This window comes from Mesorhizobium sp. M8A.F.Ca.ET.208.01.1.1 (assembly GCF_004791315.1).
In the GTDB taxonomy this organism is placed as follows: domain Bacteria; phylum Pseudomonadota; class Alphaproteobacteria; order Rhizobiales; family Rhizobiaceae; genus Mesorhizobium.
Window position 1 is genome coordinate 1,599,415 of sequence record NZ_SRUT01000001.1, and the last position, 20,780, is coordinate 1,620,194.

Genomic DNA, 20,780 nt, shown 5'->3' on the forward strand with positions numbered 1-20,780 from the left:
CGGGGTGCTGGGTGGCAGACCGAAGCATTGCGGCCCGGCCTCAAAATTTGCGCGAAAAGCGCATGGGAGGCCGGATTTGTCAAGGCAAGCGGTCATACAGGCTCGCGGCTTCGACCGTTCACGCGAAGTGGATTTGGGCGCCCTGACGTTCGAAATCGGCAAGGATGGCAGCGGGCGCGGTCTTCTCGACGACGAGATGGCTGATCATCCCGGCGGCAGCGACGCGGTAGGGCGCCGTGGTGGCCAGCTTGTCATTGGTGACGGCGATGAGGATGCCGGCGCTGTTCCCCGCCATGGCCCGCTTCACCTCGGCCTCGGCCGAATCGAAGGCGGTCACGCCTCGCGTGGCATCAAGGCCGCAGGATCCCAGGAAAAACAGGTCGGCGCCAAGCTGCGCCACGGCCGCCAGCGTATCGGCGCCGACACAGGTGCCAAGGTCGCGGACATACCTGCCGCCGAGCACGATCAGTTCGACCAAGGGGTGATCCGACAGGACCGAGGCGACGCCAAGCGAATTGGTGGCTACGGTCAGCTCGATGTCGCGCGGGATGGCCCTGGCGATCGCCTCATTGGTCGTGCCGCCATCCATGAACAGGCTTTGTCCAGCGGAGAGCAACGCCACCGCCGCATTTGCCAGACGCGCCTTCTCCTCGATCGCATGGCCGCCTCGCTGGCTGATCGTTGCCGCTGCAAGGGGCGCGGAAGCGACCGCGCCGCCGTAAACGCGACGGCATTCGCCGGCCTTAGCCAGCTCCCTCAGGTCGCGGCGTACGGTGTCTTCCGAAACACCGAAGCGGCTTGCCAGTTCGCCGGCCAGGACACTCCCCTCCGCCGCAAGGCGGTCACGGATGAGCTGGTGCCGTTGATCGGTGAGCATTGCCGAACCCTGTTTTCTTGCCCTGCACGTTCTTGCATGTTTTGCACGTTTATGCAAGAAGTCGACATGTCTGGCTGCTGGACAAGGCAGCCGCCCGTTTTTCATTGAAAGCACCGCGATGAACTTCGGCCTCAACCTTGCCCCTCAACACCGGGTCTATGCCGGGTTTGCGACCTATTCGTTCGCCATGGGCAACATCTTCCCGCGGCTGCCCGACATCAAGCATGCCATGGGCATCGCGGACGGCACGCTGGGGCTCAGCCTGATCGGGACGCCGATCGGCACCCTGACCGCACTGACGCTGGCCACGCCCCTCCTGGAGCGCATCGGCTTTCGCCGCGCGCTGCTCACGCTGGTTCCGCTGCTGGCGCTTCTCTACGCCATCGCCGTACATGCGCCGGAACCCGTCGCACTGTTCCTGATGCTGTTTCCCATCGGCCTGATGATCGGCAGCGTCGAAATCATCCTGAATGTCGAAGCCGACAGGACGGAATTCCAACTCAAACGCCGGATCATGAACCGCGCTCATTCGTTCTGGAGCGCGGGCTTCTTCGGTGCCGGACTGTTCGGCGGCGCGATGGCGCATCTTGGCCTGTCGCCGCAACTCCATCTGGCGCTGGTCGTGCCCATAGTGGCTATCTCGATGGCGATTTTTCTCGGCGGCTACGAGCCGGCCCCTGCCCGCTTCGCCGTTACCAGTGACAAGGCGCCCATGTTCGCCCGTCCGACATTGCCGATTCTCGTTCTCGTCGCGGTGACGCTTTCGGCGATGCTGCTGGAAGGCGCCAGCATCGACTGGTCGGCAATCTACATGCGCGCCGTGTTCGAATCCGGCCCCTTTGTCGCCGGCTTCACAGTGGCGCTGTTTGCATTCTCGCAGGCGACGACGCGTTTCTTCGCCGACAGCTTCGTCGACCGCCATTCGCCAAGCGGCGTGGCGCGCGTCCTCCTGGCGACGATGGCCGCCGGCGTTTTCCTGGTCTTCTTCTCGCCCGCGCCATTTGTCTCGATGCTCGGCTTCGCGCTTCTGGGCGTTGGCAGCAGCGCCATCTTCCCGCTGGCGATCTCGGCCGCCGCTCAGCGAAGCGATCGCCCCGCGGCGATCAACGTAGCGGCATTGTCACAGATCTCCTTCACTGCCTTCCTGCTCGGCCCGCCGCTGCTTGGCTTCGTCTCGGACCATTGGGGCATCCGCTCGGCCTTCGGCATCGGCATCCCATTCATCATACTCAGCCTGCTGACCGTCGGCTCGCTTGGCGCCAGGCGATCTTCTTCCGCCACCTCCGCAAGCGCAGGCTCCAGCGGGACGCGGGAGGAGGCATTGGCGCGGGCCAACGAGGCATAGGCGGCTCGCCTACCCGTCCAACCGGACGCTGGCGCGGCCTGCCCAAGGCAGGTCGCCTTCGCGAGAACGAAGGATTGTCCGCTGGCATTGACGGTCGCTTTGGTTCAAGAAGGGATCACCGATACGTGATCGCCGCTTCATGTCCTCCATCCGCCCGCTGATTCCGCTCCTTCTCGCCGCAGGCATCCTGCTCGGCGGCAATGGGCTGCAGAGCACGCTGATCGCGCTGCGCGGCGCGCAGGAAGGGTTTTCGGCGTCCGACATCGGTCTTATGGGCACCTTCTATTTCGCCGGCTTCCTGCTCGGCTGCCTGGCCATCACCCGCATCATGAAGGCGGTCGGCCATATCAGGGCGTTCTCGGCGCTGGCGGCGATCGCCTCGGTCGGCACCTTGCTCCTGGTACTGGTCCTCGATCCGGTGATGTGGTGCGCGGTGCGCTTTGCCGGCGGCTTCTGTTTCGCCGGATTGTTCACCATCGTCGAAAGCTGGCTGAATTCAGGCGTCACCAACCGCGACCGCGCCCGTGTGCTGGCCATCTACCGGATGGTAGATACCGGATCGGTGACATCAGCCCAGTTCCTGATTCCGGTCTTCGGTGCCGGCGGCTTCAGCATCTTCGCCATCATGTCGATCATGATCACGCTGTCGCTGGTGCCGGTCTCGCTTGGCGACCGTTCCAACCCGACGCCGCCGGAAGAGGTCAAGCTCGATCTGGCACGCGTCTGGCGGATTTCGCCGCTTGGCTGCTTCGGCTGCATCGCCGTCGGCGTCACCAACAGCGCGTTTCGCACCTTGTCGCCGGTCTATGCCGAGCAGATCGGCATGTCGGTCGCCGACGTCGTCACTTTCGTCAGCGTCGGCATTTTCGGCGGCGCGATCATCCAGTATCCGCTCGGTTATCTCTCCGACCGCTGGGACCGGCGGCGGGTGCTGCTGATGACGACTTGCTGCGCGATGCTTTCGGCACTGGCGCTGGTGTTCATTGCCGGCAGCAATCCGCTGCTCAACTTCATCGCCGTCTTCATCTTCGGCTGTTTCGCCATGCCGCTCTATTCGCTGTCGGCGGCGCATTCCAATGATCGCGCGGATGCCGGCGAGTTCGTGCTGATCAATGCAGCCCTGATGCTGTTCTATTCCTTCGGCGCTATTGGCGGCCCTTTCGCGGCCTCGGCGGCGATGCAGTATTTCGGGCCAAGCGCGCTGTTTGTCTTCAGTGCCGTGGTCTACGCGGTGTTCATCGCCGTTATCCTCTACCGCATGCAGGCCCGGTCCGGCGTGCCGGCCGGCAAGCGCAGCCGCTTCACCGCGCTGTTGCGCACCTCGACCATTTTCGCGCGTCTGGCCAGGAGAAATAGTGATCCAGACAGTCCGGAAGGGCCGTGACGGTGGCAGCACAGCTTGACGAAAGCCTTCCCGGCTGAAATCTAGGAAGACCCTACTCCTGCCAAAAGCGATTTGATGCACGTCATCACCACCCAGAAAGAACTCGAGACCGTTCTCGCCGCTTTCGAAAAGTCGGATTTCGTCACCGTCGACACCGAATTCATCCGCGAAACGACCTTCTGGCCAATCCTGTGCCTGATCCAGATGGCCGCGCCCGGCGTGACGGCGCTGATCGATCCGCTGTCATCAGACATCGACCTGGCTCCGTTCTTCAAGTTGATGGCCAACGAGGCGGTGGTCAAAGTCTTCCACGCCGCCCGGCAAGACATCGAAATCATCGTCCATCTCGGCGATCTCGTTCCGCACCCGGTGTTCGACACCCAGGTGGCGGCGATGGTCTGCGGCTTCGGAGACAGCGTTTCCTACGATCAACTCGTGCAGCGCATCACCGGGGCGCGGCTCGACAAGTCGTCGCGCTTCACCGACTGGCGCCATCGGCCGCTGTCCGACAAGCAGCTCGACTATGCGCTGGCCGACGTTACCCATCTGATCGAGGTCTATCAGCACCTCAACGCCGAGCTGGCGCGGGAAAACCGCGCTCACTGGCTGAATGAGGAGATGGACGTCCTGACCTCGCGCGAGACCTACGATCCGCACCCCGAGGATGCCTGGAAGCGGCTGAAGATGCGACTTCGCAAACCGCAGGAGCTGGCGATCGTGCAGACCGTGGCGGCATGGCGCGAACGCGAAGCGCGCGAGCGCGACGTGCCGCGCGGCCGCGTGCTCAAGGACGACGCGATCTACGAGATCGCGCAACAAGGGCCGCGCGATGCGGCGGCCCTTGCCAAACTCCGTACCACGCCAAAGGGCTGGGAACGCTCCTCGACGGCGACCGCACTGCTCGGCGCGGTCAACACGGCTCTCGCCTTGCCCAAGGAGCAGATGCCGAAATTGCCGAAAAACTTCCAGCCGCCCGAAGGCTCGAATGCGGCCGCGGAACTCTTGAAAGTGCTGCTCAGGATCGTCGCCGAAAAACAGGGCGTCGCCTCGAAGGTGCTGGCCTCCAGCGACGATATCGACCGTATCGCCGCCGAGGGCGAGGACGCCGATGTGCCGGCGCTGCAGGGATGGCGGCGCGCCGTGTTCGGCGAACAGGCGCTGAAACTGGTGCGCGGCGAGATCGGCATCAAGTTCGACAAGCGCAAGATAGCCGTGTTCGATCTGTAGAAATCGGCCTCTCTTCCGCCTCGGGAGAAGAGCGCCAACGCCGCTTCTGCTCAAACCACCTGGAGCAGGTGAAGAGCGAACCAGATCCAGCCCAACAGGATAATGACCGCACCGAGAAAGAAAGACCGCCTGCGCAGGCGCAGATCGTTGCTGGTCAGGTGAACCCAGGCGTGGAAGCAGCGCGAGGCGACAAAGATCCACATCAGCGCCAGGGTCAGGTAATTGACGCCGTTGGTGACGTGCAGCGCCAGGCACAGCACGTAGAAAAGAACTGGCAATTCGAACTGGTTGTTGAGATTGGCGGCGACCGTGACGCTGGACGCCGGCTCGGTCGAACGCACTTTGTATTGGCCGGTCTTGGCTTCGCCTGACTTGACCGCACCGTCTCGGCGACGGCCGAGGACGCAGTAGACGATGTATATCAGCAGCACATGCGCCAGGACCGGCCAGAAGATGGTGGTCTGGCTCATGAAGTGGCCCCTGCCCTTTTCGGCTTCAATTCTGACGTCTTTGGCCCGCCAGCCAGAAAGCGGCAATGACGATGACCGGGAGGGCGAGAAGCGCGAATTTGGTGACGATCAGCGCCGAGGCGAAAGACAGCGAGTCCGGGTTGGCATAGAGGAAATCGGACAGAAGCCGCGCCACGGCGATATTCTGGACATAGTCGGCGAGCGTGTAGGGCAGCACCAGGACCAAGGCGAAGATCGCCTGCATCTGCCCCGGCAGCACGCGGAAAGCCTTCAAGCGCCGGCCAGTTGCCACGATCAGGCTGACCAGCGTCAGCGACAACAGCGCAGGAAACAAAAGATCGAAGGTCAGGTAATGCCAGACCAGGATGATCTCGCTGCCGCGCCGGCCAAGCGCCGTCAGCCAGGCCATGCCTTCGTCGGGCGTGAATCCGAAATAGCGCATGTCGAGCGAGGCCAAGCCCCCGCTCAACTGGCGGAAATAGAACAACTCCATCCCGGTCATGGCGATGAAAACCGCTGCCGAGAGAAAGCAGAGCGCTCCGACATGGCGCGACAGGCGCAGCACCATGGCGGCCAAGTTGCGCCAAAGCCCGGAAGAATCAGGCTCCGCCGGGATAGTTGGGGCTTTCGCGGGTAATCGTGACGTCATGGGCGTGGCTCTCACGAAGTCCGGCGTTGGATATGCGCACAAAGGTGGCGCGGTCGCGGAAATCGGCAAGGTCGCGGCCACCAACATAACCCATAGCGGCTTTCAGCCCGCCTGCAAGCTGGTGCAGCACGCCAGACACAGGTCCTTTGTAGGGAACCTGCCCTTCAATGCCTTCCGGCACCAGTTTCAGCGTGTCGCGCACCTCGGCCTGGAAGTAGCGATCGGCGGAGCCCCGCGCCATTGCGCCGACCGAGCCCATGCCGCGATAGGCCTTGAAGGAGCGGCCCTGGTGCAGATACACCTCGCCCGGACTTTCGTCGGTCCCGGCAAGCAGCGAGCCGATCATGGCGGCGCTGGCGCCGGCGGCGAGTGCCTTGGCGAGATCGCCGGAATATTTGATACCGCCGTCGGCGATCACCGAGGCGCCGGATTTATGCGCCGTCTCGACCGCCGACATGATGGCCGAAAGCTGGGGAACGCCGACCCCGGCCACGATGCGGGTGGTGCAGATGGAGCCCGGACCGATGCCGACCTTGACGGCGTCGGCGCCGGCGTCGATCAGCGCCTGCGTGCCTTCGGCGGTGGCGACGTTGCCGGCCAGGATGCGCACGGAATTGGAAAGCTTCTTGGCCCGCGTCACCGCGTCCAGCACGCGCTGCGAGTGGCCATGCGCGGTGTCGATCACCAAAAGGTCGACGCCCGCCTCGATAAGACGCTCGGCGCGTTCGAAGCCGTCATCGCCGACGCTGGTGGCGGCCGCGGCGCGCAGTCGCCCCTGCGCATCCTTGGTGGCATGCGGGTTGAGCTGCGACTTCTCGATGTCCTTGACGGTGATCAGCCCAACGCAATTGCCCGCCTTGTCGACCACGACCAGCTTCTCGATGCGGTGCTGGTGCAGGAGCCGCTTGGCCTCGTCCTGGTCGACATTCTCCTTGACCGTGATCAGGTTCTCCCGGGTCATCAATTCGTAGACCTTTTGCGCAGGATCGGAAGCGAAGCGCACGTCGCGGTTGGTCAGGATGCCCACCAGCCGGCCGGTCTTGTGGCCGCCGGCGCCGCCATTCTCGACCACCGGAATGCCCGAGATCGAGTAGGTGCGCATCAGTGACAGCGCGTCGGCGAGCGTGGCGTCGGGACCGATGGTGACCGGGTTCACCACCATGCCGGATTCGAATTTCTTGACCTGCCGCACCTGCTCCGCCTGTTCGGCGGGCGAGAAATTGCGGTGGATGACGCCGATGCCGCCGGCCTGCGCCATGGCGATGGCAAGCCTTGCCTCGGTGACCGTGTCCATCGCCGCCGACAGGATCGGCACGTTGAGGTCGATGTCGCCGGCGATGCGGGTGCGGATGTCGGTCTGGCCGGGCATCACTTCGGAATGACCGGGCTGTAAAAGCACGTCGTCAAAGGTCAGCGCCAGTGCGCCGGTGGACGTTTCGATGATTTTTGCCATGGCCAGCCCTTTGAATGCGAAAAAGCGCTGGACCGGAATGGGCAGCGCCGACTCGTTATTCCCTTTCAGGATTGGCGGTGGCTGGTAACACGTCCCGGGACGGATGAAAAGCCGATCATTGCGTTGCACAACAGGATCACGACGAGCCCGGCAACGCCACCCCTGGTTGCGATCGCACAAAAGTGACAGCAAATTAATGCGACATCGGTGTCCAGCCGTGATACCCGCCCTGCGTGCCGGCAAGGTCGGCAACATCTGGAATCAAGCCCGGACGCGTTTTTGTGAACCGCACCATTCCGCTCATACTGGCGGTCGCTCTTTTCATGGAAAACATGGATTCGACCGTCATCGCGACATCGCTGCCGGCGATCGCCATCGACATCCATACCAGCCCGATCGCGCTCAAACTGGCGCTGACCGCCTATTTGGTGTCGCTGGCGATCTTCATTCCGATCAGCGGCTGGATGGCCGACCGCTTCGGCGCCAAGAACATCTTTCGTGCGGCGATCGCGGTGTTCATTGCCGGTTCGGTTGCCTGCGCGCTGTCCGGTTCGCTGCCGGCCTTCGTGGTGTCGCGCTTCCTGCAAGGCATTGGCGGCGCCATGATGACCCCGGTCGGGCGCCTGGTGCTGGTGCGCGCCACGCCCAAGAGCGACCTGGTCGCCGCCATGTCCTGGCTGACCGTTCCAGCACTCGTCGGCCCGCTGGTCGGTCCGCCGATCGGTGGCTTTATCACCACCTATTTTACGTGGCACTGGATCTTCCTGATCAACGTGCCGATCGGCCTGATCGGCATCTGGCTGGCCACACGCTTCCTGCCGGAAACCGAAGCAACCGAGACGCCGCCGCTCGATTTCATCGGCTTCGTGTTGAGCGGGCTTGCCGCATCCGGCGTCGTGTTCGGCCTGTCGGTGGTCAGCCTGCCTTATCTGCCGCCGGCCACCGGCTTCATCACGGTCGCGGTGGGGCTGCTGTCGGGCGCGCTCTACCTGATGCATGCGCGCCGCGCCAGAAATCCGCTGCTGGCGCTTGAGCTGTTCCGCAACCAGGTGTTCCGCTCGTCGGTGCTTGGCGGCAGCCTGTTTCGCATCGGCATCGGAGCGGTGCCGTTCCTGTTGCCGCTGATGTTCCAGATCGGTTTCGGGCTGACCCCATTCCAGTCCGGCATGATCACCTTCGTCTCCGCGATCGGCGCCATCGGCATGAAATTCGTCACCGCGCTGATCTTCCGCGTGGTCGGCTTCCGCCGCGTGCTGATCGTCGGCTCGCTGGTCGCTGCCGCATCGATCGCCATCTACGGCCTCTTCACCCCCGAAACGCCTTACGCGCTGATGCTGGCCATTTTGCTGGTTGGCGGCTTCATCCGTTCGATGTTCTTCACCGGCGTCAACGCGCTCTCCTATGCCGAGGTTTCGGCCGAGGATACCAGCAAGGCGACGCCGATCACGGCGGTGTTCCAGCAGCTCTCGATCGCGCTCGGCGTGGCGCTCGCCGGCGGTGTTCTGGAAGTCTCGACCTCGATCCATGGCGGCCCGCTGACGCTGGGCGATTTCCATACCGCCTTCTTCATCGTGGCGGCGGTATCGGCGGCGGCGTCGCTGTCGTTCATGCGGCTGGCACCCGATGCCGGCAACGCCGTGTCAGGCCATGGCCGGCTGACGACGCCCAAGACGCTGGAACCGGTGAGATCGCCTGGAGAGTGAAGCGGCCAACTCAGCCGTCTGCGTCCCCCGGCCCTTCGCCATGGCTCCGGGCGCTCGAGCCCTTCGGAACGTCCACTGGACGTTCCGATCCGCCTGACGGCGGACCAGCCTCTCGCCCCTTAAAATCCTTGGCCAAGAGATAAAGCTCCACCGATTCATCGCGCGACGCCGGTGGCTTGACGTGGTGGACGGAGCGGAAATTCTTCTTGAGCATCGAGAGCAGTTCGTTTTCGGCGCCGCCCTGGAAGGTCTTGGCCAGGAAATGGCCGCCGGGCTTCAGGACCGACAGCGCGAAATCGGCCGCCACCTCGCACAGATGCATGGTGCGGATGTGGTCGGTCCGCTTGTGGCCGGTGGTCGGCGCCGCCATGTCGGACAGCACGACATCCGGGTCGCCGCCCAGCGCCTCGGCCAGCTTTTGCGGAGCCTGCGGATCGAGAAAATCCATCAGCAGCACCGGCGCACCGGGCACGGCGTCCATTTCCAGATAATCGATGCCGATGACATGCGGGTTTTCGGCCGTCGATTTCGTGCGCGCGGCCGCGACCTGGCACCAGCCGCCTGGCGCGGCGCCCAGATCGATCACTTTCATGCCAGGCTTCAAGAGATGGTGCTTGTCGTCGATCTCGATCAGCTTGTAGGCCGCGCGCGAGCGATAACCGTCGGCTTTCGAGCGTTGGACATAGGGATCGTTGATGTGACGCTGCAGCCAGCGGCGTGACGATTCCTTCAGACCGCTTTTCTTCTTGATCCGCGTCTTCAGCACGCGAATGCTCGCCGAACCTGGTTTTTCCGGTTTCTTGGTCATTGCCTGATTTCTTGTTTGAGCATGATCATGCCCTAGCACGCCCATCGTTGCGCCAGACGCCGTCATCAGCCATCAGTTCGCTCAATATGCCTTCGCGCAAGCCACGGTCGGCGACGCGCAGCCGCTCCGACGGCCAGACGGCGCGGATCGCTTCGAGGATAGCACAGCCGGCAAGCACCAGATCGGCGCGGTCGGCGCCGATGCAGGGGTTGGCGCAGCGCTGCTGGAAATCCCAGCCGACCAGTCTCTCCACCATGCGGTCGACGCTGTCGCGGTCCATCCACAGGCCGTCGACCCGGCGGCGGTCGTAGCGCTCGAGATCGAGATGGACGCCGGCCAGCGTCGTCACCGTGCCCGAAGTGCCGAGCAGATGGAAATTCGGGCTGGCCTTGAGATGGCTCAGCCGGTCGCGGCCATCGAAAGTGGCCAGCCTGCCGGCGACGTCGTCGACCATGGCGGTGAAGATCTCGCGCGTCACGGTGCGGCCACCGAAGCGTTCCGCCAGTGACACGACGCCGACCGGCAGCGATGTCCATGAGACGATATGGTTGGCAAGGCGCGGCGAGCGGCGACCGCTGAGATCGATCAGCGCGATCTCGGAGGAACCGCCGCCGATGTCGAACAGGACGACGCCTTGCGTGTCGCGCTCGACCAGCGAGCCGCAGCCGGAAACCGCAAGGCGGGCTTCGGTCTGGCGATCGATGATCTCGAGTTTCAGGCCGGCTTCGCGTTCGACGCGATCGAGGAACTCGACGCCGTTTTCGGCGGTGCGGCAGGCTTCGGTGGCGATCAGCCTTGCCTTCCTTATCTTGCGGCCGCGCAATTTGTCACCGCAGACCTTCAGCGCCTCGACCGCGCGGTCCATCGCCGGTTGGCCGAGCCGGCCATTGGCGGTGAGCCCCTCGCCCAGCCTGACGATGCGCGAGAAGGCGTCGATGACGCGGAACTGGCCGTGACGGGTGGGAACGGCGACCAGCAGCCGGCAATTGTTGGTGCCGAGATCCAGCGCCGCGAAAACCGGAAGCTCGTGCACCGGCGGCCTGCGGTTGCCTTGTTCGGGGCGTGGCGCTGGAACGACGGGCGAGATCACCGCAGCGGCAACAGGCTTCAGGTCGACTGCCGCGGTAGCGGCCTTGCCTTGCAGCGGCGATCGATTGTCCTCGGGGCGCACATCGTCGCGCGCAAAAACCTTGCGCCCGCGCCTTCGCTTGCGCCGTTTCTTGGGCTTGCCTTTCTGGGTTGCGTCGCCCGCCTGCCCATTCACGGAGCGAGGCTCCGTCGGGCGGCGTTGCTGCCAACCGGCCGTCCCCGGGCCTGATGACCCCGGAGAAGCGCTGGACGCGCCCACCTCCGGCGCGCCTGCGCCGGTGTCGCGGTCTTCCACTGTCGTTCCTTCCGGCGCCGCGCGAACCGGTGACGGACGCAGCAGGCGCTTTGGCATGTTTCAAGTTGCCGCCAGACTAACAGTGCCGCGCCCGATCACCAAGAGCCGCTTGCCGAATTTTGCCGGCTGGGCGCGCAACCCCGCCTTTTTGCTGCGCTCCGTAATGTACCCGCAAGGCTGGATTGATAACGCGACGCCAGCGGAGACCGCGCCCGTCGAGCCGGTTCCCTCGCCGCTTGGAGGCGTTCTCGCGCCGCGTCCGGTGCAGGCGGGCCTTGCCGGCATCAGGCGCGACAAGTGTTCGCGGTTGAATAGCCGGCTTCAATGAGGCATTTCTGAAATGAATGGGGAATTCGGGGCGCGGTCGGCCTCTCGACAGAAAAGGAAGCGGACAGGCAACGCATGACGGTCGGGCAATGAACTGGAAACGCTATTTCTGGCCGGTCGTCGGCATCGGCGCGGTGATTTTCTCGCTGCTCCTGCTCTGGCATGAATTGCGCGGTATCTCGCTCGACGACGTCTGGGACGGGCTGGCGGCCATTCCGGCTCGCGGCTGGATGCTGGCAGGCTTGAGTTCGGTGGTGGCCTATGCCGCGCTCGCCGGTTACGACCACATCGCGCTGCTGCATATCGGCAGGCGCGTCTCCTGGCTGTTCGTGACGCTGTGCTCCTTCACCACCTATGCGCTGTCGCACAATATCGGCGGCTCGGTGTTTTCCGGCGCCGTCATCCGCTACCGCGCCTACGGCACCAGGGGCCTGACCGGCCACGAGGTCGGCGTGTTGGTGGCGGTCTGCTGGATAACCTTCGTGCTGTCGACGATTCTCGCCGCAGGCCTCGTGCTGGTGTTCGAGCCGCAGATTATCGACCGCTTCTCCGGCATCGCCCATCACGGCCTGTCGGAGGCGGCGGGCATTGCGATGCTGGTCCTCGTCGCGGCCTATATATTCGGCAGCTGGCTGCATCTGCGCCCGCTGAAGATCGCCAGCTTCCAGTTGCACTATCCGGCGCTGCCGATCGTCGCCAGGCAGTTGCTGATCGGCCCGATCGAGTTGCTGGCGGCGGCCGCGATCATCTTCTTCGCCCTGCCCGAGATGCACAATCCCGGTTATTTCGTCGTGCTCGGCGTCTTCCTCGTTTCCTTCTCGGTCGCCCAGATTTCGCATGCGCCGGGCGGCCTCGGCGTGTTCGAAGTGGTGTTCCTGGCCGGGCTTTCCGACATGGACCCGGTCGGCGTGCTGGCCGCGCTGCTGGTGTTCCGGCTGTTTTATCTGATCGTCCCGCTGTTTCTGGGCCTGGGTATCGTGCTGTTCTTCGAACGCTCGCAATTCAGCCGCAAGGAGAGCTGAGCCCGGAGTTCGCACGTCATTGGAGGGGCGGCGTTTGGAACCAGTGATAAAAGCTGGCGATTGAACCGCGGAGCAGGCTTGACTATTTTCCGCTGGCGGCTACAAGGCAGCGCTCAAGCGGCTCAGCCGTTCGGCCTGCGTGGTCCATGACCGCGCCTGCTGGGGAATAGGTTAACGGTAGACCCACGGACTCTGACTCCGTTAGTCCTGGTTCGAATCCAGGTTCCCCAGCCAGCACCTCTCAATGAAAGCACCCAGCTAAACAAGAAATCGGAACCGGAACGCTCTTCCGGTGCGAATCCGGACCATCGCTCCCAAGCTTCGTCGACGAAATCCTGCATAAGGCCCGCCTGGATGGTCACTGACACCGAGTTCATCCGCGAAAGCATCAGCCAAGGCTGCGTGATGCTTGCCGATAGCGAGTTTTTGATCGACAGGCTGGTGAAGTATGTCGGCAACGGGCGAGTCCGGTGGCATGTCGAGTTTCGTGGGCATCGCGTCGAGTTCACGACCGGCCAGTTGAAGCAGCAGCCTACCTTCCGAAGGAAGATGCTCGAGCAGGCCGGCGTGCTGCCGCCCCAGCGTGCCGGGGCCAACTACAGGCGATGGGCTATCGATCTGCGGAAGAACGCCATCGAGCTTCCCTGGCGGGATAGACCGGTCGATGCCGGTTTCGCTATCGACAGGCTTGTCGGCCATGGGGACGACCGCTGGACTGTCGAATACCAAGGCAAGGCAATCAAGTTCACGACGACCAAGCTGCGCAGGCAAACCAGTTTCCGCAAGAGGATGCTGCTCAAGGCCAAGGTGCTGCCGCCTCAGATGGATCCGGCTGCCTATCGGAAGTGGGCGGACTGGTTGATTCAAAACGCCACGGAGGCTGCACCGCAGGCCGGCGATGCCGTGATGACCGAGAAAAGTTGGCTTGACGACCTGCCGGAGCTAGCCGGCTGGCAAAGCGACGCGCCGTTCGAAGGCGAGTAACGCGGCGCCGGTCGCCGATCAGATCGTACCGATGCCAGAACAGCGATGGCCTCATCGCGTTTGCCATGCCTACCGATTTCGACACACATTCATGGCGAAGAATCTGGCCAAGGCTTGGCTCGCGGCCAACCTGCTTGAATGAGACCACATGGACCGCTTCAATCTTGGCGCCTACCGCCGCCCCATCTCTACCCGCTCGGCAGAAACCCAGCGCTGGTTCGATATTGGCCTAAACTGGTGCTACGGCTTCAACCACGAAGAAGGCATCAAGTGCTTTGAGAAGGCTCTGGAGACCGATCCTGCCTGCCCGATGGTCCACTGGGGCATCGCCTACGCGGCCGGGCCTTTCTACAATCTGACCTGGAAGGAGCATGGCGAGGCCGAGGCTGATAGCGCGGCGAAGCGTTGTTTCGAGCACGTCCAACTGGCACGTGCCGGTGCGGCTGCCGCCAGCGACATCGAAAGGCAACTGATCGAGGCGTTGGCCTGCCGCTTCCAGAAGCCGCACCGGGTAAGCCCCCAGGAATTCGAGCAGTGGGACGATGCCTATGCCGCTGCGATGCGGCGGGTCCATGAAAACTTTCCCGACGACCATGACGTGATGGCGCTGTTCGTCGAAGCGCTGATGATGCGCACGGTGCGGCGGCTCTGGAACCTCAAGACCGGTGAACCGGCGTCAAATTCAGACGTGATCGAGGCACTGGAGGTTTGCGAGCTGTCGATCCGGCTCGCCGATGAGGCCAGCATCGCGCAGCACCCGGCGATCGTCCATCTGCACATCCATCTCCTGGAAATGTCCACCATGCCGGAACGCGGCATGCGCTCAGCCGATCTGCTCGGCGAGATGTGCCCCGATGCCGGGCACATGAACCACATGCCGGGGCATATCTATGTGCTGTGCGGCGAATATGAAAAAGCCAAGCTTGCCAGCGAGAAGGCGGTTCGGGCCAACGACCTCTATCTCGCCTATGCCGGCGAGCCGACCTATTATCTGCTCGGCTGCTGTCACGATCTGCACCTGATGATGTTCACCTGCATGTTGTCAGGCCAGTACCAGCCGGCACTGTGGGCCGCCGACAAGGTACGCAGCCTGGTGACGCGTGACGTGGTCGCCATCCAGGACCGGCCCAAACTCACCCAGACCGTGGAAGGCTATCATGCGATGAAATCGCACGTGTTGGTGCGCTTCGGTCGGTGGCAGGAGATCATCGATGAACCAAGGGTCGCCGAGCCCGGCCTCTATGTGCTGACGGCGGCCATGCAGCACTACGCCAGGGGCGTCGCGCATGCGACGTTGAGGCGATTCGCCGAAGCCGAGCGCGAGCGCGAACTGTTTCACCAGCACCTCGAAGGCATTGCACCCGAGCGGCGTTTCCTCAGCAACCCGACCCGCGCCTCGCTCGCCGTCGGTGCCGCCTTGCTCGACGGCGAGCTTGCCTACCATCAGGGCCGGCACGAGGAGGCCTATGGCCATCTCAGGCACGCGGTCGAGCTGGATGACAATCTTTCCTACACCGAGCCGTGGGCGTGGATGCACCCGCCGCGCCATGCGCTTGCGGCGCTGCTTCTCGACCAGGGGCATGCGGCGGAAGCCGAGCAGGTTTATCGCGACGATCTCGGCCTGAGCGCCACGGTGCAGCGCTGTGCCCAGCACCCGGACAATGTCTGGGCGCTGCACGATCTGGTGGAATGTTTGAGCCGGCGTGGCGAGACCGAAGAACTGCCGGCACTGCAGGCAAGGCTTGCCACGGCGATGGCAAAGGCGGATGTGCCGATCAGCTCGTCCTGCCTGTGCCGGACGAGCCTGCAATCGGCACTCAGCTGTTGTCATTGAGCCTACGCCCTTCCAGGGCAGTTCATTTCCATCATGGAATGCTGAAGGGCACCGAATCCTCAACCGTTCCGTCGATGGCCAAATCAACACGATAGGTGCCCGCCGGCCATCCCGCCGTGGGTTTGGTGAGCTGAGAATCAGCCTGATTGTTCGCTCCGACGTCGAGATCGACCTTGTCGATAGTATAGTTTTCCGGTGCGACGCCGTGGGAATCAACCGAGACCCAGGAAAATGTGATTTTCGATGTGGGCGCGATATCCACCAAGTCAGCCGACACGTAAATCACCGGTGTGTCGACGGGGAAGCTGCTCTGAGGTGTTGCGCCGTCCTTCGTCGCGGAAAGGATGATGTTGGCGAAGCCGGCCGCCTGGGCCGGCATACCGAAGCTGACCGCCGCCAAGGCGGCAAGGGCTAGAACTAGAGCTGATTTCAAGATCTATTCCTCGTCGGACTTGGTTGCTGGCTGGCAAATCAGGGGGCGAATCGGCATAAAGGGCGGAAGCCTCAACCCAGCCATTTGTCGTAGTCGGCCACCAGCAGGTGCAGCGGCGGCGTGTCTTCCTCGATATCGGCGAAACGGCCGATCGGCTCACGGAAGACGTTGTCCGTGCGATCGTCATTGACGGTCGATACCTCGCCGATAAGCACGTCCTTGCCCTCTGCCCAGAAGGCGTGCCACACGCCAGGCAAAAGCGTGACGCTTTGGCCCGGGTAGAGCTTCAACAGCCCGCCCGCCGGCAGCCTGTGGATGGTTCCGTCGACAGGCACCGACACCTCGGCCCTGGGGTCGATGCCGCCGTCGCGGTCATGCATGAACAGTTCCAGCACCAGCTTGCCGCCGCCGCGGTTGATGATGTCCTCGGCCTTGATGTTGTGGCGGTGCATCGGCGACATCTGCTCCTTGCGCGAGATCATGATCTTCTCGGCGTAGAGCATGCCCATGCCCTTCTTCATGTCCTCGTAGCGGCCGTTGCGGACGGTGAACAGGAACAGGCCGAGATCGTCGAACTTGCCCTGGCCGTAGTCGGTGATGTCCCAGCCGAGCCGTGAGGTGAAAATGGCCGAGGAATCGACCTGGCGCGCCTTCATCTCTTCCGGCGACCAGTAGGCGAAGGGCGGCATGATATAGCCGAACGAGCGGATGAAGGCGTCGGCTTCGCGGATGATGTCGTTGATGGCGGAGCGTTTCATGATCGTGACCCTTCGTGTCGATTTTGCCGATAAATCGCATAGCCGAACGCCGGTGCGGTGTCGATCCATTCTGCCTGTTCGAGCCCTGCGCGTTCCCGCCCATGGCCCACCGATCGGGTTGGCGTGCGGCGTGACATCGCGTGCTTTCCGGCTCATAACCCCTGCGAATTTTCAAAGAGATAGCCGATGCCGACCATCCATGATCTCGATACGCCGTCGATCCTGATCGATGCCGCACGCGCCGAAGCCAACATCGCCCGCGCGCAGGCCCATGCCAACAAGAACGGATTAAAGCTCAGGCCGCACATCAAGACCCACAAGCTGCCTTATTGGGCGAAGAAGCAGGTGGCGGCCGGGGCCGTCGGCATCACTTGCCAGAAGATCGGCGAGGCCGAGGTGATGGCCGACGCCGGGCTGACGGATATCTTTCTTCCCTACAACATCCTTGGCCGCGCCAAGCTCGCCCGGCTGAAGGCGCTGCACGGCCGCGTGACGCTGTCGGTGACGGCCGACAGCGCGCAGACGCTGGAAGGGCTCGCCGCGACCTTCACCGATGCCGGGCATCCGCTGTCGGTATTGGTCGAATGCGACACCGGCATGGGGCGCTGCGGCGTGCAGACGGCCAATGAAGCGGTTGCGCTGGCGAGGGTGATCGACAAGGCGGGCGGCCTTGCCTTTGGCGGACTGATGACCTATCCGGCCGCCGGCCGGGCAGTGGAGGCCGAGGCCTGGCTTGCCGACGCCAAACGGGCGCTGGCCGCTTCAGGGCTCGCCTGCGAGCGCGTCTCCAGCGGCGGCACGCCCGATATGTGGCGTTCCGCCGATGCCTCCGTCGTCACCGAATACCGGCCCGGCACCTATATCTATCTCGACCGCTACCAGGTCGCCAAAGGCGTCGGCGGCCTCGACGATTGCGCGCTGACCGTGCTGGCAACCGTGGTCAGCCATCCGACAGCGACGCGCGCGATCCTCGATAGCGGCAGCAAGGCCCTGTCCAGCGATACGCTGGGGCTAAAGGATTTCGGAGAGTTGATGGGCGTCCCGGGGGCGCTGGTGACGGGCTTGAGCGAGGAGCACGGCACGGTCATGCTTTCCGGCGACGGCAAGCTGCGCATTGGCGAGCGCGTGCGCGTGGTGCCAGACCATTGCTGCGTCGTCACCAATTTGTTCAACGAGGTCAACCTGATCGACGGGGAGACGGTGCTGGACACGCTGCCGGTGGCAGCGCGCGGACGGATGGGGTGAATATTTAAGCCGGACGTTCCGCCTGCCGCGCCGCCACCCGCCGCATGGCAATAACCCGTCGGCGCCGGATTTCGGTGCGCATGGCCATCAGATGCAGCGCGAAGAACAGCACGGTGAAGCCGACGGCCATCACCAGCAGCGGCCAGAGCAGGCTGGGATCGATGGTCGGACCACCGAGCCTGAACACCGAAGCCGGCTGGTGCAGTGTGTTCCACCAGTCGACCGAGAATTTGATGATCGGAATGTTGATGAAGCCGACCAGCGTGATGATGGCGGCGGCCCAGGCGGCGCGGCTGGCGTCATCGAGCGCGCGGGTTAACGCGATGATGCCGAGATACATCAGGAACAGCACGAAGACGGAAGTCAGGCGGGCGTCCCAGACCCACCAGGTGCCCCACATCGGCTTGCCCCAGATCGAACCGGTAATCAGCGCCAGCGCGGTAAAGACGGCCCCGATGGGGGCCGCTGACTTCAGTGCCACATCGGCCAGCGGATGCCGCCAGACCAGCGTGCCAAGGGCAGAGACTGCCATCAGCGTGTAGCACATCATGGCGAGCCAGGCGAAAGGCACGTGGATGTACATGATGCGCACCGTGATGCCTTGCTGGAAATCCTCGGGCGCGGTGAAGCTAATATAGAGGCCACCAGCAAGGACGAGGGCGGCGAGCGCCGCCAGCCACGGCACAAGCTTGTCGGCCAGCCGGACAAACCGCGTCGGATTGGCAAGATCGGTCCAGCCGCTCAGGCGTGAGGTGGTGTCGCTCATGCGGCTTTACATAGACCGCCGACGCGTTTGAGGCAATCGAGCGGCGGTGTCGCGGGCCTCGCCTTCTCCCATTCGGGAGAAGGCGAGAACCATCAACTGCTCAGGCGGCCTCGCCCTGAACGGAGCGGCTGAGGCGGCGGACTTCCTCGTCGTTGAGCAGGCCGCCGGCGCGCAGCAGGCTGGCGAAACGGCCGTTGCGCAGCGACAATTCGGCAAAGCCACCCATCTCGACCACCTTGCCCTTGTCCATGAACACGACCAGATCGGCGTCGCGGACGGTGGTCAGGCGGTGGGCGATGATGAAGGTAGTGCGGTCGCGGCGCAATTCGTCGATCGCTTCCTTGACGCGATCCTCGGTCTCGACGTCGAGCGCGCTCGTCGCCTCGTCGAGCACCAGGATCGGCGCATCCTTCAGCACGGCACGGGCAATGGCGATGCGCTGGCGCTCGCCGCCAGACAGCTGGCCGCCACGTTCACCGACCACCGTGTCGTAGCCATTGCTCTTGGCCAGGATGAAATCCTGCGCCGCGGCTGCGGTGGCTGCGGCATGGATCTCGTCGTTGGTCGCATCGGCACGGCCGACCCGGATGTTGTCCTCGATCGAGCGGTTGAGAAGCCCGGCATCCTGGAACACGGTGGCGATCGAATGGCGCAGCGACTTGCGGGTCACGGTGCGGGTATCGATGCCGTCGATCAGGATACGGCCGCTGGACGGCGAGAAGACGCGCTGCAGCAGGTTGATGAGCGTGGTCTTGCCCGCACCCGTCGGCCCGACGATGGCGACGGTCTGGCCGGCCTGGACCTCGAAGGACACGTCGCTGACGCCCTGCCCCGAATTGGCGAACTCGAAGCTGACATCCTCGAAACGGACATGGCCGGTGACGTTGGCCAGGTCGCGCAGGCCGTCCGGCTCGGCGGTATCGGCGGCCGAGTCCTCGAGCTTGTAGAAATCCTCGAGCTTGGCGCGGGCCTCCGAAATCTGGTTCGCGAAAGCCGACATCTGGTCGAGCCGCGAGATCAGCAGCGTGGCGAAGCCGGTGAAAGCGATGACGTCGCCGATGCGCAGCTGGCCGTGGGTGACCAGATAGGCGCCGATCAGAAGCACCACCATCATCGAGATCGTCGACGACAGGCGATTGAGCGCATTGGCGATCGCCCACCAGTCGAGCACCGGGTTCTGCGCGTCGAGCAGGTTCTTGACGTAGCTGCGCAGCGCGTCGGCTTCGTGGCCAAGACGGTTGTAGCTCTGCAGCACGGCGACGTTGCTCACCGAGTCAGTCACGTGCGCGAAAACCTTGTGATAGTGGCGCTCGACGGCGGCCTGGCCTTCCTTCGTGCGCTTCATCACCAGGCGGCCAATGCCGACATAGAGAACGCCGAGGACGAGCAGGACCATCGACATGCGCACGTCCATGCTGAGGGCCGTCGGAACCAGCAGGACGAGCGCAACAGCGGTGGACAAATGCTGGCGCATGAATTCGAGCCAAAGGCTGAACAGCGTCTCGACGGCGCGCAGCAGCGTGTGGAGAGCATTCGAGGTGCCGCGCTGATGATGCCAGGCGAGCGGCATGGTGATGACGCGCTCGAAGGACTGGCAGAGCACTTCGCTGCGCCGGGCGTGCGCGAACCGGTCGGCACCGCGCGCCACCAGCACGAAAGCGAGAACGTTGAAGGCGCCGATGCCGGCCCACACGGCAAGCGTGGAGAAGACCGAGCCTTTCGTGGAAATCGCGTCGATGACCCGGCCGAACAGGATCGGCTCGAGGATCGCGATGGCTGCCAGAGCGACGTTGGCCGCACAGATCAGCGCGACGCGCTTCTTGTCGGCAGCCAGATATCCCAGCGCTCTCCAATAGATCTGCAGAAGTGACACTTCAGCTACTCCGCCAACTCTCTATTGTGCCCAACACCAATATTGTGCACTGCACCATTTCCTGACACGTAACGGTTGATGCGTCGCAAAACAATGCCCGTCTATCGCTTCCGTTCCCATTTAGCGAACAAAAGATGACGACGATACGAAATCTGACGTGATCACCTAACAGTTTGAGATAAAAGGTGAAATGTCAGCCTTGCGGCAAAATCATGGCAGTAGCCGAGCACTGCCACAT

19 protein-coding genes and 1 tRNA gene are annotated in these 20,780 nt (G+C 63.6%); 10 read left to right on the top strand and 10 right to left on the bottom strand.

Annotated features, from left to right (window positions below):
- Positions 1–118: 118 nt before the first annotated feature.
- Positions 119–877: a DeoR/GlpR family DNA-binding transcription regulator gene (locus tag EN851_RS08275; protein WP_135928957.1), complete on the bottom strand. Its 759-nt coding sequence runs from the start codon at positions 875–877 to the stop codon at positions 119–121.
- Positions 878–995: 118 nt separating this feature from the next.
- Here EN851_RS08275 and EN851_RS08280 point away from each other — a divergent pair, with 118 nt between their 5' ends.
- The 3 genes from EN851_RS08280 (at position 996) to rnd (ending at position 4,833) form a co-directional block, all read left to right on the top strand.
- On the top strand, positions 996–2,222 hold the full coding sequence (locus EN851_RS08280; RefSeq protein WP_135928958.1) for an MFS transporter: 1,227 nt from the start codon (positions 996–998) through the stop codon (positions 2,220–2,222).
- A 139-nt stretch (positions 2,223–2,361) separates the two neighbouring features.
- Positions 2,362–3,606 carry an MFS transporter gene (locus tag EN851_RS08285; RefSeq protein ID WP_135928959.1) on the top strand — a complete coding sequence of 415 codons (1,245 nt, stop codon included), beginning with the start codon at positions 2,362–2,364 and terminating at the stop codon, positions 3,604–3,606.
- 75 nt (positions 3,607–3,681) lie between these two features.
- Entirely contained in the window at positions 3,682–4,833 is a 1,152-nt protein-coding gene (gene rnd / locus EN851_RS08290) for a ribonuclease D (RefSeq protein ID WP_127279863.1), read from the top strand.
- 50 nt (positions 4,834–4,883) lie between these two features.
- On the opposite strand, the gene EN851_RS08295 is transcribed toward rnd, so the two are convergent.
- Genes EN851_RS08295 through guaB form a run of 3 tightly spaced genes read right to left on the bottom strand, consistent with a single transcriptional unit; the run spans position 4,884 to position 7,405 of the window.
- Positions 4,884–5,303 (bottom strand): MAPEG family protein, encoded by a 420-nt coding sequence (locus EN851_RS08295; RefSeq protein ID WP_135928960.1) that lies wholly within the window; start codon positions 5,301–5,303, stop codon positions 4,884–4,886.
- 25 nt (positions 5,304–5,328) lie between these two features.
- Positions 5,329–5,871, bottom strand: a complete 543-nt coding sequence (locus EN851_RS08300; RefSeq protein WP_189521823.1) for a hypothetical protein — start codon at positions 5,869–5,871, stop codon at positions 5,329–5,331.
- A 31-nt stretch (positions 5,872–5,902) separates the two neighbouring features.
- Positions 5,903–7,405 (bottom strand): IMP dehydrogenase, encoded by a 1,503-nt coding sequence (gene guaB, locus EN851_RS08305; protein ID WP_127279866.1) that lies wholly within the window; start codon positions 7,403–7,405, stop codon positions 5,903–5,905.
- A gap of 281 nt (positions 7,406–7,686) precedes the next feature.
- Between guaB and EN851_RS08310 the strand changes: the two genes are divergently transcribed.
- On the top strand, positions 7,687–9,108 hold the full coding sequence (locus EN851_RS08310; protein ID WP_135915418.1) for an MFS transporter: 1,422 nt from the start codon (positions 7,687–7,689) through the stop codon (positions 9,106–9,108).
- Positions 9,109–9,118: 10 nt separating this feature from the next.
- Here EN851_RS08310 and EN851_RS08315 read toward each other — a convergent pair whose 3' ends face one another.
- Positions 9,119–9,916, bottom strand: a complete 798-nt coding sequence (locus tag EN851_RS08315) for an RlmE family RNA methyltransferase (RefSeq protein WP_127280524.1) — start codon at positions 9,914–9,916, stop codon at positions 9,119–9,121.
- A gap of 25 nt (positions 9,917–9,941) precedes the next feature.
- Positions 9,942–11,300: a Ppx/GppA phosphatase family protein gene (locus EN851_RS08320; RefSeq protein ID WP_135863974.1), complete on the bottom strand. Its 1,359-nt coding sequence runs from the start codon at positions 11,298–11,300 to the stop codon at positions 9,942–9,944.
- A 55-nt stretch (positions 11,301–11,355) separates the two neighbouring features.
- On the opposite strand from EN851_RS08320, the gene EN851_RS36760 reads away from it, so the two are divergent.
- The 5 genes from EN851_RS36760 (at position 11,356) to EN851_RS08345 (ending at position 15,467) form a co-directional block, all read left to right on the top strand.
- A complete protein-coding gene (locus EN851_RS36760; protein WP_135863973.1) occupies positions 11,356–11,628 on the top strand; it encodes a hypothetical protein in 273 nt (90 codons plus the stop codon).
- A gap of 88 nt (positions 11,629–11,716) precedes the next feature.
- Positions 11,717–12,649, top strand: coding sequence for a lysylphosphatidylglycerol synthase domain-containing protein (locus EN851_RS08330; RefSeq protein WP_135928962.1), 933 nt, complete (start codon positions 11,717–11,719; stop codon positions 12,647–12,649).
- A 160-nt stretch (positions 12,650–12,809) separates the two neighbouring features.
- A tRNA-Gln gene (locus EN851_RS08335) sits at positions 12,810–12,883 on the top strand.
- Positions 12,884–13,003: 120 nt separating this feature from the next.
- On the top strand, positions 13,004–13,633 hold the full coding sequence (locus tag EN851_RS08340; RefSeq protein ID WP_135928963.1) for a hypothetical protein: 630 nt from the start codon (positions 13,004–13,006) through the stop codon (positions 13,631–13,633).
- A gap of 148 nt (positions 13,634–13,781) precedes the next feature.
- Positions 13,782–15,467 (top strand): hypothetical protein, encoded by a 1,686-nt coding sequence (locus EN851_RS08345; protein WP_135928964.1) that lies wholly within the window; start codon positions 13,782–13,784, stop codon positions 15,465–15,467.
- A gap of 31 nt (positions 15,468–15,498) precedes the next feature.
- On the opposite strand, the gene EN851_RS08350 is transcribed toward EN851_RS08345, so the two are convergent.
- Positions 15,499–15,900 carry a hypothetical protein gene (locus tag EN851_RS08350; RefSeq protein ID WP_135928965.1) on the bottom strand — a complete coding sequence of 134 codons (402 nt, stop codon included), beginning with the start codon at positions 15,898–15,900 and terminating at the stop codon, positions 15,499–15,501.
- A 71-nt stretch (positions 15,901–15,971) separates the two neighbouring features.
- Complete coding sequence (locus EN851_RS08355; RefSeq protein WP_135928966.1) at positions 15,972–16,658, bottom strand: D-lyxose/D-mannose family sugar isomerase; 687 nt, start codon at positions 16,656–16,658, stop codon at positions 15,972–15,974.
- A 186-nt stretch (positions 16,659–16,844) separates the two neighbouring features.
- Between EN851_RS08355 and EN851_RS08360 the strand changes: the two genes are divergently transcribed.
- Complete coding sequence (locus EN851_RS08360; RefSeq protein WP_135928967.1) at positions 16,845–17,903, top strand: D-TA family PLP-dependent enzyme; 1,059 nt, start codon at positions 16,845–16,847, stop codon at positions 17,901–17,903.
- 4 nt (positions 17,904–17,907) lie between these two features.
- On the opposite strand, the gene EN851_RS08365 is transcribed toward EN851_RS08360, so the two are convergent.
- On the bottom strand, positions 17,908–18,669 hold the full coding sequence (locus EN851_RS08365) for a heme ABC transporter permease (RefSeq protein WP_135928968.1): 762 nt from the start codon (positions 18,667–18,669) through the stop codon (positions 17,908–17,910).
- Between the two features lie 100 nt (positions 18,670–18,769).
- Positions 18,770–20,542 carry a glucan ABC transporter ATP-binding protein/ permease gene (locus EN851_RS08370; protein WP_127278652.1) on the bottom strand — a complete coding sequence of 591 codons (1,773 nt, stop codon included), beginning with the start codon at positions 20,540–20,542 and terminating at the stop codon, positions 18,770–18,772.
- Between the last annotated feature and the right edge of the window lie 238 nt (positions 20,543–20,780).